Origin of the sequence: Pseudomonas sp. MH9.3 (genome assembly GCF_034354675.1) — a bacterium.
Lineage (GTDB): Bacteria > Pseudomonadota > Gammaproteobacteria > Pseudomonadales > Pseudomonadaceae > Aquipseudomonas.
In genome coordinates this window covers 5033557-5046698 of the sequence record NZ_CP133785.1, presented here as the reverse complement: position 1 = coordinate 5046698, position 13142 = coordinate 5033557, and the positions used below count along the sequence as shown (strand labels likewise).

Genomic DNA, 13142 nt, shown 5'->3' with positions numbered 1-13142 from the left:
GTCTTTAAAAATTCCATCACAGGTTCGTTGCCCTCAGGCCTGCGGCCTGGGGATCGCGGGGCAAGGACCAGGCGTCCCCCCCGCTCCCACATAGGGTGTTACAGGCCGGATTTCAGGCTGGCTTCCAGGTATTCGTCGATGTCGCCGTCGAGCACCTTGTCGCAGTCGCTGCGTTCGATGTTGGTACGCAGATCCTTGATCCGCGACGCATCGAGTACATAAGAGCGGATCTGATGACCCCAGCCGATATCCGACTTGGTGTCTTCCAGCGCCTGGGACGCGGCGTTGCGCTTCTGCATTTCCTGCTCGTACAACCTGGCCCGCAGCATTTTCATGGCGGTGTCCTTGTTGGCGTGCTGGGAACGCTCGTTCTGGCAGCTGACCACGGTGTTGGTCGGTACGTGGGTAATCCGTACGGCCGAGTCGGTGGTGTTTACGTGCTGACCACCGGCACCGGAGGAGCGGTAGGTATCGATGCGCAGGTCGGCCGGGTTGATCTCGATTTCCACCTTGTCATCGATCTCCGGCGAGACGAACACCGCCGAGAACGAGGTATGACGGCGGTTGCCGGAGTCGAACGGGCTCTTGCGCACCAGGCGGTGCACGCCGATCTCGGTACGCAACCAGCCAAAGGCGTATTCACCCTTGATGTGCACGGTGGCGCCCTTGATACCGGCGACTTCCCCGGCGGACAGCTCCATGATGGTCGCGTCGAAACCGCGCTTGTCGGCCCAGCGCAGGTACATGCGCAACAGGATGTTGGCCCAGTCCTGGGCCTCGGTGCCGCCGGACCCGGCCTGAATGTCCAGGTAGGCGTTGTTCGGGTCCATTTCATGGCTGAACATGCGACGGAATTCAAGCTTGGCGAGGTTTTCCTCGAGACGGGCCAGCTCGGCGACGACATCGCCCACTGCGCCTTCATCGTCTTCTTCGACGGCCATGTCCAGCAGGTCACGGCAATCGCCCAGGCCGGTGTTCAGCTCGTCGAGGGTGTCGACGATCTGCGCCAGCGCCGAGCGCTCGCGGCCCAGTTCCTGGGCGTATTCAGGTTTGTTCCAGACAGCAGGATCTTCAAGCTCGCGGTTGACTTCGGTCAGACGCTCATGCTTTTGATCGTAGTCAAAGATACCCCCGAATAGTTTCGGAGCGCTCGGACAGGTCCTTGATGGTGTTCAGGATCGGGTTGATTTCCATGGCGGGCAGCACTCGTTGGCGAACTTTTGAAAGCCGGCGAGTATAACGGCAAACAGGCGCAAACGGCAGCCCGCTTGGCGAAAAGGCCGGGCCAAAAGTGGGAGGAGGCTTGCTCCCGATGGCAGCGTGTCAGTCGCCCACCGCGTGGCTGATACACCGCTATCGGGAACAAGTCCCCTCTCACACGTTGATTTGCGGCGCACTCAGATCATTCGATCCCCACCTGATTACGCCCATTATGCTTGGCCATGTACAACCCTTTGTCCGCCGCCATGATCAACTGCCGGCAATCGGTGCCCTGCACCGGCGTGAGGGTCGACAGGCCGATGCTGATGGTCAGGCTCGAACCTTCAGTGGGCGCGATGTGCGGGATTTTCAGCGCGGCGACGGCCATGCGCAGCTTTTCGGCCACCAGCCGTGCGCCGCCCGGCGAGGTGTTGGGCAGCACCAGGGCGAACTCTTCACCGCCGTAACGCGCCGGCAGGTCCGAGGGGCGGCTGCTGGCGTCGCGGATGGCGGCGGCGACCTTGCGCAGGGCCTCGTCGCCCTCGACATGGCCGAAGCTGTCGTTGTAGGTCTTGAAGAAGTCCACGTCGATCATCAGCAGCGAGAGCTGGGTCTGGTCGCGCATGGCGCGGCGCCATTCCAGTTCCAGGTATTCGTCGAAGTGCCGGCGATTGGACAACCCGGTGAGGCCGTCGGAGTTCATCAGGCGTTGCAGCACCAGATTGGTGTCCAGCAGCTGTTGCTGGCTGACGCGCAGCGCGCGATAGGCGGCATCGCGCTGCAACAGGGTCATGTAGGAGCGTGAGTGATAGCGAATGCGCGCCACCAGCTCGATGTTATCCGGCAGCTTGACCAGGTAATCGTTGGCACCGGCAGCAAACGCGGCGCTCTTGATCAGCGGATCTTCCTTGGTGGAAAGCACGATGATCGGGATGTTCGCGGTGGCCGGGTGGTTGCGGTATTCGCGCACCAGAGTCAAACCGTCCAGGCCCGGCATCACCAGGTCCTGCAGGATCACCGTGGGTTTGATGCGGATCGCCTGGGCAATCGCCTGGTGCGGGTCGGCGCAGAAGTGGAAGTCGATGTTCTCCTCATGGGCCAGGCCGCGACGCACGGCTTCGCCGATCATGGCCTGGTCGTCGACCAGCAACACCATGGCGGCATTTTCGTCGGTCTTGATGTCATCGATCTGTAAGTCATTCATGTGCAGTCACCTGAATTACCACCTGCAGGCCGGCGTTGACTGGGGCATTGATCATTTTGCAAAAACCTCCAGCAACCGGGGCGCAATCCTGTCCAGTGGGCGAATTTCAACAGCGGCTTCAATCGCCGCCGCCGCTTTGGGCATGCCATACACCGCCGAACTCTGCTGGTCCTGGGCGATGGTCAAATAGCCTTGTTCACGCATTGATTTAAGTCCCTGTGCCCCGTCGCGCCCCATACCGGTCAGCAACACGCCGACGGCATCGCCATTCCAGTGGCTGGCCACGCTTTCAAAAAATACATCGATGGACGGCCGGTAAATCTCGTTCACCGGCTCTGCGGTATAGGCCAGCGTGCCGTTCTTCAACAGACGAATATGGTGGTTGGTGCCGGCCAGCAGCACCACGCCGCTTTGTGGCGGCTCGCCTTCACGGGCCAGGCGCACCGGCAGGCCGGAGGAGCTGCTCAGCCACTCGGCCATGCCCGCGGCGAATACCTGATCGACATGCTGCACCAGCACGATGGCGGCGGGAAAGTCCCGCGGCAACCCTTTGAGCAGGCTTTCCAGGGCAGCCGGGCCGCCAGCCGAGGAGCCGATCGCCACCAGGCTGTGGGGCTTGCCCATGGTGCGCTGGGGCGCGGTTTCGGCGCGCACGCGGCTGCCACGCTGGCCGATCAGCCAGCCGATATTGAGGATCTTGCGCAGCAACGGCGCGGCCGCATCCCTGGGGTTGCCCACGCCCAGCGCGGGGGTGTCCACCACGTCCAGGGCGCCATGGCCCATGGCTTCGAACACCCGGCTCATGTTGGCCTGGCGGTCGACGGTCACCAGCAGAATCGCGCACGGGTTATCGGCCATGATCTGCCGGGTGGCTTCCACACCGTCCATCACCGGCATGATCAGGTCCATCAGGATCAGGTCCGGGGTCAGTTCGGCGCAGCGTTGCACCGCCTGCAGGCCATTGCCGGCCACCCACACCACCTGGTGCGAAGGCTCGAAACTCAGGGCGCGGCGCAGGGCTTCGACGGCGAGCGGCATGTCGTTGACGATGGCAATCTTCATGCCCGCGCGCCTCCGATCAGTTCGACCACGGCGTCAAGCAGGGCGTCATCATGGAAGCTGGCCTTGGCCAGATAATAGTCGGCGCCGGCGTCGAGTCCTCGCCGCCGGTCTTCTTCGCGGTCCTTGTAGGACACCACCATCACCGGCAACGATTGCAGGCGCGTGTCTCGGCGCAGGAGTGTGACCAATTCGATACCGTCCATACGAGGCATATCAATGTCTGTGATCAGCAGGTCGAAGTCTTCGGAGCGCAAGGCGTTCCACCCGTCCATGCCGTCGACCGCCACGGCCACTTCATAGCCGCGATTGAGCAGCAGTTTGCGTTGCAGCTCACGCACGGTGAGCGAGTCGTCCACCACCAGCACGCGCTTGCGCGGCGCTTCGGTGGCCTGCTGGCTGCGGCGGGCGATGCGTTCCAGGCGGCCGGTGTTGAGCAGTTTGTCCACCGAGCGCAGCATGTCCTCCACATCGACAATCAGCACCACCGAGCCATCGTCGAGCAAAGCGCCGGCGGAAATATCCTGAACCTTGCCAAGGCGGTCATCCAGCGGCAGCACCACCAGCGTGCGCTCACCGATAAAGCGCTCCACGGCAATCCCGTACACCGCGTCGCGCTCGCGGATCACCACGACTTTAAGCGTTTCGTCATTGTTCTGCCCTGGCGGGCGCTGCAACAACTGGCTGGCGGCGACCAGGCCGACATGCCGGCCCTCATGCCAGAAATGCTGGCGGCCTTCCAACTGCACAATGTCGTCGGGGGCCAGGTCGCACATGCGTTCGATATGGGCTAGCGGGAAGGCGTAGGCCTCTTCGCCGACTTCGACCACCAGGCTGCGCACCACCGACAGGGTCAACGGCACTTCCAGGTGGAAGCGGCTGCCCTGCCCCGCCGTTTGCTCCAGCACCACCGCGCCGCGCAGTTGCCGCACCATATGCTGCACCGCATCCAGGCCAACTCCGCGCCCGGACACTTCGGTGACCTTGTCGCGCAGGCTGAAGCCCGGCAGGAAGAGGAACGTCAGCAGCTCCTCCTCGCTCAGACGCAGGGCGGTTTCCAGCGGCGACAGGTGCCGATCGACGATGCTGCCGCGCAGGCGCTCCAGGTCGACGCCATTGCCGTCGTCGCTCAGTTCCAGCACCAGCAAGCCGGCCTGATGGGATGCGCGCAGACGGATCAGGCCTTCGGCAGGCTTGCCGGCGAGCACGCGCTGCTCGGGCATTTCAATGCCATGGTCGACGGCATTGCGCAATAAATGGGTGAGCGGCGCTTCGAGTTTTTCCAGCACGTCGCGGTCGACCTGGGTCTTTTCGCCCTCGATCTCCAGGCGCACCCGCTTGCCCAGGGTACGGCCAAGGTCGCGGACCATGCGTGCCTGCCCCGCTAACACATCGGCAAATGGGCGCATGCGACAGGCCAGCGCGGTGTCGTAAAGCACCTGCGCACGCTGCCCGGCCTGCCAACCGAACTCGTCCAGCTCGGCGGCTTTTTCCGCCAGCAGGGCCTGGGCTTCGCTCAGCAGGCGACGGGTATCGGCCAGGGCTTCCTGAGCTTCGAGGTTCAGATTCAGGGTCTTGAGCTGGCCGTCCAGGGAGTCCAGCGCGCGCACGCCCTGGCTTTGAATGCGCTTGAGGCGTTGCAGGCTGGCCAGATACGGCTTGAGCCGCTGGGTTTCCACCAGGGATTTGCTGGACAGGTCCAGCAGGCTGTTCAAGCGCTCGGCGGTGACGCGCAGCACGCGTTCGCCGCCTTCGGTCATGCGCTTGCCCGGACGCGCGGGCTCGCTGGCAGCAGGCGGCGCAGGTTCGGGCTCAGGCTCGGGCTCGAGCGGCAAGGTTTCCATGACAGGCGTCGGAGCCGGCGCTGGCTCGGCTGGCGCTGCGATCTTTGCCGTGGGCTGCGACGGATCCAGCAAGCGCTCCATCAGCGCCACATAGGCTGCGATATCGGCAGGCGAGACGTCGTTGCCCGGCGTGGCGATGCGCATCAGCAGGTCGGTGCCCTGCAGCAGCGCGTCGATGTGCTCAGGTTGCAGGTACAGGCGTGCTTCCTGGGCACTGACCAGGCAGTCTTCCATTACGTGGGCCACACTGACCCCGGCGTCCACCCCGACGATGCGCGCCGCGCCCTTGAGCGAGTGCGCGGCGCGCATGCAGGCTTCGAGCTGGTCGGCCTGGGTGGGATTGCGTTCCAGGGCCAGCAAGCCGGCGCTTAGCACCTGGGTTTGCGCATCGGCTTCCAGGCTGAACAGTTCCAGCAGCGAGGCGTCGCGCATCTGGTCGGGGGTCATGTGAGGCTCCGGGTCACGGCGGACAACAATTGTGCCTCGTCCAGCCAGCGCAGGCTGCGGCCCTTCCACTGCAGAACACCCTGGGTGAAGCGCCCACTGGCCTGGGTGCCGGAGGCCGATGCCGCTTTCAGGGTGCGCTCATCGACCGCGTGAATGCCGTCGACTTCGTCCACCGGCACCACCACCGGGCCATCCTGCGCGGCGATGATCAGCATGCGCGGCATGATCCGCCCGCCTGTCGCCCCGGTGCTGGTGGCATCCAGTCCAAGCAGTTCGACCAACGACAGACACGCCACCAGCGCCCCACGCACATTGGCCACGCCGAGCAACGCACGGGAACGCTGGTGCGGCAGGGAATGGATCGGCTGCAGCGGCGCCACCTCCACCAGACAGCGGGTGGCGATGCCCAGCCACTCCTCGCCGAGCCGGAACATCAGCAGCGAACGGGTGACGATGTCCTCATCGACCTCGGCCGCCGCCGGGCGGCGGTCGTCCTGTTGCAGGGCGTAACGGTCCAGCAACCGCGTGGCGGCGGCCGAATACACCGAGCAGTTGCGACAGTGAATATGCTCCGCCAGCAGCGGGCAGGACTTGTCGCCATGAATGCCGATGCGGTTCCAGCAATCGTCGATGGCCTGGGTGTCGGCCAGGGTCAGGTCCAGGCCGGCGGTGTCGAGCGCCTTGGTGCTACTCATCGTTTGGACTCACTGTCAGCTCGCTCGCTGCGCGCGGCACGTGCCTGCAGGCGACGCGCGCCCGCACTGTCGCCCTGGGACTCGAGCAGCGCGGCCAGGTGCATCAGGGCCTGCGGGTGCTGGGGTTCCAGGTACAAGGCTTTTCGGTAATAACCCTGGGCTTCCAGGGCGCTGCCGGCCACATCGCTGAGCAGCCCCAGCCAGTAAAATACCTGGGCGGCCGGCGGGTGGTTGCTCAAATAGCGTTCGCAGGCGGCGCGGGCTTCGGCGCTCTTGCCGGCGTTGGCCAGGGTGGCGATCTGGCTGAGCAAGTCGGCCGTGTCGGAGGGCGGCGCCTTGATCGGCACCACCTGGGCGCTGGCCGTGCTGAACGGTCGCGGCTTGACCGGCAGCGGCATCGGTGCCGCGCTGCGCGCAAGCACGGGATTGGGCATGGGTACAAACACCGGCGCCGGCTTGACCGGTTCCGCGTGGCGGCTGAAGGCAAACGACTGCGGCACGCCAATCGAACGCATGCCGTGGCGCCCCAGCAGGCTGCCCTCGGCCGGGCCGATGAACAGCACGCCGTCCAGGTGGGTCAAGCCCTTGAGCACATCGAACACCTGCTGTTGCGTCGGCTGGTCAAAGTAGATCAGCAGGTTGCGGCAGAACACGAAATCGTAGGCCGATTCATTGGCGAGCAGCGCCGGGTCAAGCAGGTTGCCGACCTGCAGGCGCACCTGTTCGCGCACGCGGTCGGCGATGTGATAACCCTCGGCCTGTTCGCTGAAGTGGCGGTCGCGAAAGTCGATGTCGCCGCCGCGAAACGAATTCTTGCCGTACACGCCGCGCCGGGCGCGCTCCACCGACAGCGGGCTGACGTCCATGCCCTGCACCTTGAACTGGTGCGGCGCAAGGCCGGCATCGAGCAGGGCCATGGCGATCGAATAGGGCTCCTCGCCCGTGGAGCATGGCAGGCTCAGAATGCGCAAGGCGCGCAGTTGCTTGAGCTCGTCCAGACGCGCCTTGGCCAGCCGCGCGAGGGTTGCGAAGGATTCGGGGTAGCGAAAGAACCAGGTCTCGGGAACGATCACCGCTTCGATCAGCGCCTGCTGTTCGTCGTGGGAGCGTTGCAGGTGCTGCCAGTAATCATCCGCTGTCTGCGCCTGCACCGCCTGGCTGCGCTGGCGCACGGCACGCTCGATAATGGCTTCGCCCACCGAAGCGACGTCCAGGCCGATGCGTTCTTTCAAATAGGCAAAAAAGCGCGGGTCGTTGCTCATAGGCTCAACTCGGCAGAGAACAGCAAGGCACGCACGTCTTCGGTGAGCAGGTCATTGACGCCGATCCATTGCGTCAAGCCCGCCGCATCTTCGCGCACTGGCCCAAGGTACGGCGCCTGGCGATTGTCCAGGCCATAAGGCTGGAATTCGGCGGGGTCGCAGCGCAGGGTGTCGGTGGCCTGTTCGAGAATCAGCCCCAGCCGGCGCGGTTCGGCCCAGGATTGCGGCTGGTAGTTGACCAGCACCAGCCGCGTGCTCGTGCGGGCCTGAGCGGCGGTGCCAAAGGTCAGCGCACTCAGGTCGATGACCGGCACCAGCGCGCCGCGATGAGCAAAAATCCCCGACACCCAGGCGGGCGCGTGGGCGATGGGCTTGAGTGGCAGGCGCGGCAGCACTTCGGCCACTTCGGTGGCCTTGAGGGCAAAGCGTTCACTGCCGATGTGGAACAGCAGGAACAACGCCTTTTTCGCTGCCGTAACGGCGCCGCGTTTAGCCGCGAGGTCGCTCATCAGACTTTGAAACGCGACACGCCGCTGCGCAGACCCACCGCAACCTGGCTCAGTTCATCAATGGCAAAGCTGGCCTGACGCAGGGACTCCACGGTCTGGCTGCTGGCATCACCGAGCTGCACCAGCGCGTGGTTGATCTGTTCGGCGCCGGTGGCCTGGGCCTGCATGCCTTCGTTGACCATCAACACCCGTGGCGCCAGCGCCTGCACCTGATGGATGATCTGCGAAAGCTGCTCGCCCACCTGCTGCACTTCGAACATGCCGCGGCGCACTTCCTCGGAGAACTTGTCCATACCCATCACCCCGGCCGACACCGCCGACTGGATCTCGCGCACCATCTGCTCGATGTCGTAGGTGGCCACGGCAGTCTGGTCGGCCAACCGTCGCACTTCGGTGGCCACTACGGCAAAGCCGCGCCCGTATTCGCCGGCCTTCTCGGCCTCGATGGCGGCATTGAGCGAGAGCAGGTTGGTCTGGTCGGCGACCTTGACGATGGTCACCACCACCTGGTTGATGTTGCCGGCCTTTTCGTTGAGGATCGCCAGCTTGGCGTTCACCAGGTCGGCGGCGCCCATCACCGAGTGCATGGTTTCTTCCATGCGCGCCAGGCCCTGCTGGCCGGACCCGGCCGCCACCGAAGCCTGATCGGCGGCGGTGGAGACTTCGGTCATGGTGCGCACCAGGTCCTTGGACGTGGCGGCGATTTCCCGCGACGTCGCGCCGATCTCGGTGGTCGTGGCGGCGGTTTCGGTGGCGGTGGCCTGCTGCTGCTTGGAGGTGGCGGCAATCTCGGTGACCGAGGTGGTGACCTGCACCGAGGAGCGCTGGGCCTGGGACACCAGGGCGGTCAGTTCAGTCATCATGTCGTTGAAGCCGGTTTCCACGGCGTTGAATTCGTCCTTGCGCTCCAGGTTCAGGCGTTTGCTGAGGTCGCCCGTGCGCATGGTTTCGAGGATGTCGACGATGCGTTTCATCGGCGCCATGATCGCGCGCATCAGCAACAGGCCACACAGGCCGGCAGCGAGGACGGCGATGATCAGCGACACCACCATGCTGATCTTGGCCGACAGCACGGCCTCATCAATGGCCGCCGTGGCGCGGTCGGACACGTTCTTGTTTTCAGTGATGATGTCGTTGAGCTTCATGCGCCCTTCGGTCCAGATCGGCGTCAATTGCTCTTCGAGCAATACGCTGGCACCGGGCAGGTCGTTGGCTTCAACGCGTTCCAGCACCTGGGCCAGAACCTTGTTGTAATTGATGTGCGCGGCCTTGAAGTTGTCGAACTCCATGCGATCGGCCTGGTCATGCACGGTTTTTTCATAGTTGGCCATCTGCTGCTCAATTCGCGCTTCGAAGGACTTGTAGTCATTCTTGTCGGAATTGGTGAGGGTCTTTTCCTCGCGCAGGCCGATGATGTCGATGGTCTGTAAATAGCTGTCGACCCACGCGCTGCGGATCATGGAGCTTAAGTAGACCCCTGGCACCGCATCATCCCTGACGGCTTCCTGACTGACTTCGATCTTCAGCAACCGTGAGTAGGACACCACGACCATCAGCAACATGATCGCAATAATGACCGCAAAGCTCGCCAAAATCCGTTGGCGCAACGTCCAGTTCTTCACAGTAATTCCTCGAAGGGCCATTCAAATGGAGGGGAGTATAGCTGAGCGGAATGTGCGAGGGGGGTTGCTTGCGATGGCGGTGTGCTTGTATCAAAACGACTGACTGACGGTTCAGGCAACCCCATTCCTGTGGCGAGCAGGCTTGTCCTAATGCCGTTCAGTTAAGCGAAGATTCCCTGTGGCGAGCAGGCTTGTCCTGCGTTGGGCTGCGCAGCAGCCCCAAAACCAGCCTCCGCGTAGTATCAGGTATACCGAGGGTTTCCTGATTGGGGGCGCTTCGCACCCCAACGCGGGGCAAGCCCGCTCGCCACAATAAGCCCACACATTTTCCTTAACTGAACGGCATTAGGGCAAGCCCGCTTGCCACAAGAAGCGGGGCCTCCCCTACCTTGATTTGCGTACCGCCTGTGGTTACTGAGCCAGACGCACCTGTTTCTCCAGTTCGGCCTTCAGGCCGGGCTCCAGCCGGAGTTGGCGGGCCAGTTCGTCGAGGTATGACTTTTCCATGAAGTTTTCCTCGTCCACCAGCATCACGCTGGCGATGTACATCTCGGCGGCCATTTCCGGGGTGCCTGCGGCGCGGGCCACATCGGCGGGGTCCAGGGGTTTGTTGAGTTCGGCGTGCAGCCAGCTTTGCAGCTCGCGGTCGTTGTCCAGCTTGGTGAACTCGCCTTCGATCAGCGCGCGCTCGCGCTCGTCGACGTGTCCGTCGGCCTTGGCGGCGGCGACCAGCGCCTTGAGGATGCCCTGGCTGTGCTGCTCGACCTGGGCCGGCGGCAGGCGGTCGATGGTTTGCGGTTCGCTTTGGGGCGCGCTGGCCTGCTGCGCCTGCCAGTTGCCGTACGCCTTGTAGGCGATGACGCCCAGGGCGGCCAGACCGCCGTAGGTGAGCGCCTTGCCGCCGAATTTGCGCGCTTTTTTGTTGCCCATCAGCAGGCCCATGGCGCCCGCCGCCAGAGCGCCACCCCCTGCGCCGCCGAGCAGGCTGCCCAGGCCGCCACTGCCGAGCAGGCCATCCAGCGCGCCTTTCTCATCCGATTTGCGCGGGTCACCAGCCTTTTTTTGCAACATGTCCTGACCAGATTTAAGCAACTGATCGAGCAATCCACGGGTATTCATAAATAGCCTCCAGGCACTTGGGTACATAGGACAAACAGACCTCAGCGTAAAACCAAGTGCAAAATTTACTGCTCGCTAGAGTGCTTCCAGATGTAACACCGCCTGTGTAGTTTGAAGTGCGCAGCCACCCCTTCGCTGGTTTGGAAATGTCTTGTCGCACATGCAGAGCCACTACCGTGCCACCAATCAATTTTCCTTGCCCATCGAACCGCTTAAGCTATCCGGCGTCTGTTTAATGTCCGTTGCGTTTGGCCGAAGGCATGTCCGAACCGTTATTTCTGATCCATTACGTGCCAGGAACGGCGCGGGATTTGCTCACGACAGGTTGTCTCTATGCATCGCAGGAATTTGCTCAAAGCGTCCATGGCCATTGCGGCTTACACCGGTTTGTCGGCCAGTGGCCTGCTGGCCGCGCAGGCCTGGGCCGGTAACCGTGCCGCCGATGGCAAGGCCGTGGCATTCGATTTTGAAACGCTCAAGGCCCAGGCCAAACAGCTCGCCGGCGCAGCCTATAAAGACACGCGGCAGGTGCTGCCGCCCACGCTGGCGAACATGACCCCGCAAAATTTCAACGCGATTGGCTACGACGGCAATCATTCGCTGTGGAAGGAGTTGAACGGCCAGCTGGATGTGCAGTTCTTCCACGTCGGCATGGGTTTCAAGACGCCGGTGCGCATGCACAGCGTCGACCCCAGGACCCGCGAAGCCCGTGAGGTGCATTTCCGCCCGTCGCTGTTCAACTATGAAAAGACCACGGTAGACACCAAGCAACTGACCGGCGACCTGGGTTTCTCCGGCTTCAAGCTGTTCAAGGCGCCGGAGCTGGACCGCCATGACGTGTTGTCATTTTTGGGCGCCAGCTATTTCCGAGCGGTGGATTCCACCGGCCAGTACGGCCTGTCAGCGCGCGGCCTGGCGATTGATACCTACGCGAAAAAACGCGAGGAATTTCCCGACTTCACGCAGTTCTGGTTCGAGACCCCGGAAAAGAACGCCACACGCTTTGTGGTGTACGCCCTGCTCGATTCACCGAGCGCCACCGGTGCCTATCGCTTCGATATCGACTGCCAGGCCAACCAGGTGGTGATGGCGATCGACGCGCATATCAACGCGCGTACCGCCATCGAACAACTGGGCATCGCGGCGATGACCAGCATGTTCAGCTGCGGCACCCATGAGCGGCGCATGTGCGACACCATCCACCCGCAAATCCACGATTCGGACCGCCTGGCGATGTGGCGCGGTAATGGCGAGTGGGTGTGCCGCCCGTTGAACAACCCGGCCAAGTTGCAGTTCAACGCGTTTGCCGACACTGACCCAAAAGGCTTCGGCCTGGTGCAGACCGACCATGAGTTCGCCAGCTATCAGGACACCGTGGACTGGTACAGCAAGCGCCCAAGCCTGTGGGTGGAACCGACCACCGCCTGGGGCGAGGGCTCGATCGACCTGCTGGAAATCCCTACCACCGGCGAGACCCTGGACAATATCGTGGCCTTCTGGACCCCAAAAAAACCCGTGGCTGCCGGCGACTCCCTCAATTACGGCTACAAGTTGTACTGGAGTGCCCTGCCCCCGGTCAGCACGCCGCTGGCGCAGGTCGACGCGACCCGTTCCGGCATGGGCGGCTTTACCGAAGGCTGGGCACCCGGCGAGCATTACCCCGAAGTCTGGGCGCGCCGCTTTGCCGTGGACTTCAAGGGCGGCGGCCTGGACCGCCTGCCCGCCGGCACCGGCATCGAGCCGGTGGTGACTTGCTCACACGGTGAGGTCAAGGATTTCAGCGTGCTGGTGCTCGACAACATCAAGGGCTATCGCGTCCTGTTCGACTGGTACCCCACCAGCGACAGCGTGGAACCAGTCGAGCTGCGCCTGTTTATCCGGACCCAGGACCGCACCTTGAGTGAAACCTGGCTGTACCAGTACTTCCCGCCAGCGCCGGATAAGCGCAAGTACACGTGAGGCGCCGGTTATAAATATGGGAACAGGTTTGCCCGCGATAGCGATGAGTCAGTCGTTCATGTAGCAACTGGCCTACCGTCATCGCGGGCAAGCCCGCTCCCACAGTTGATCGCGTTCACACGCCCCGATACCGGTCGGCTCTAAGGCCGCCACGCTTTTGCTTTTGATCTGGAGCGCCCCGTCAAACACGCTGGCCGAACGCAGGCTTTGGAGCGTGGGTAA

At 63.3% G+C, this 13142-nt stretch carries 10 protein-coding genes; 1 reads left to right on the top strand and 9 read right to left on the bottom strand.

Annotation, left to right across the window (positions count from 1 at the left end; translation table 11 throughout):
* Positions 1–98: 98 nt before the first annotated feature.
* The 9 genes from prfB to RHM60_RS22395 form a co-directional block, all read right to left on the bottom strand.
* Positions 99–1194 (bottom strand): peptide chain release factor 2 gene (gene prfB / locus RHM60_RS22435; RefSeq protein WP_139136795.1). Its coding sequence is split into 2 segments (ribosomal slippage): positions 99–1121 and positions 1123–1194, totalling 1095 coding nucleotides; the frame shifts between segments, so codons are not numbered across the junction.
* A gap of 208 nt (positions 1195–1402) precedes the next feature.
* Positions 1403–2404 carry a diguanylate cyclase gene (locus RHM60_RS22430; RefSeq protein ID WP_057007744.1) on the bottom strand — a complete coding sequence of 334 codons (1002 nt, stop codon included), beginning with the start codon at positions 2402–2404 and terminating at the stop codon, positions 1403–1405.
* A 51-nt stretch (positions 2405–2455) separates the two neighbouring features.
* The gene (locus tag RHM60_RS22425; RefSeq protein WP_322212823.1) at positions 2456–3466 is read right to left on the bottom strand and encodes a chemotaxis response regulator protein-glutamate methylesterase; all 1011 of its coding nucleotides are present in this window, start codon (positions 3464–3466) and stop codon (positions 2456–2458) included.
* The gene (locus tag RHM60_RS22420) at positions 3463–5754 is read right to left on the bottom strand and encodes a hybrid sensor histidine kinase/response regulator (RefSeq protein ID WP_322212821.1); all 2292 of its coding nucleotides are present in this window, start codon (positions 5752–5754) and stop codon (positions 3463–3465) included. The genes RHM60_RS22425 and RHM60_RS22420 overlap by 4 nt, the downstream gene beginning before the upstream one ends.
* On the bottom strand, positions 5751–6449 hold the full coding sequence (locus RHM60_RS22415) for a chemotaxis protein CheW (RefSeq protein ID WP_209989415.1): 699 nt from the start codon (positions 6447–6449) through the stop codon (positions 5751–5753). Before RHM60_RS22415 ends, RHM60_RS22420 begins: the two co-directional genes overlap by 4 nt.
* Positions 6446–7711: a CheR family methyltransferase gene (locus RHM60_RS22410; RefSeq protein ID WP_209989413.1), complete on the bottom strand. Its 1266-nt coding sequence runs from the start codon at positions 7709–7711 to the stop codon at positions 6446–6448. The genes RHM60_RS22415 and RHM60_RS22410 overlap by 4 nt, the downstream gene beginning before the upstream one ends.
* Complete coding sequence (locus tag RHM60_RS22405; RefSeq protein WP_209989410.1) at positions 7708–8220, bottom strand: chemotaxis protein CheW; 513 nt, start codon at positions 8218–8220, stop codon at positions 7708–7710. Before RHM60_RS22405 ends, RHM60_RS22410 begins: the two co-directional genes overlap by 4 nt.
* The gene (locus RHM60_RS22400; protein WP_209989408.1) at positions 8220–9842 is read right to left on the bottom strand and encodes a methyl-accepting chemotaxis protein; all 1623 of its coding nucleotides are present in this window, start codon (positions 9840–9842) and stop codon (positions 8220–8222) included. Before RHM60_RS22400 ends, RHM60_RS22405 begins: the two co-directional genes overlap by 1 nt.
* Before the next feature lie 411 nt (positions 9843–10253).
* Entirely contained in the window at positions 10254–10961 is a 708-nt protein-coding gene (locus RHM60_RS22395; RefSeq protein WP_322212819.1) for a tellurite resistance TerB family protein, read from the bottom strand.
* Between the two features lie 333 nt (positions 10962–11294).
* Between RHM60_RS22395 and RHM60_RS22390 the strand changes: the two genes are divergently transcribed.
* On the top strand, positions 11295–12920 hold the full coding sequence (locus tag RHM60_RS22390) for a glucan biosynthesis protein D (RefSeq protein WP_322212818.1): 1626 nt from the start codon (positions 11295–11297) through the stop codon (positions 12918–12920).
* Positions 12921–13142 lie beyond the last annotated feature (222 nt).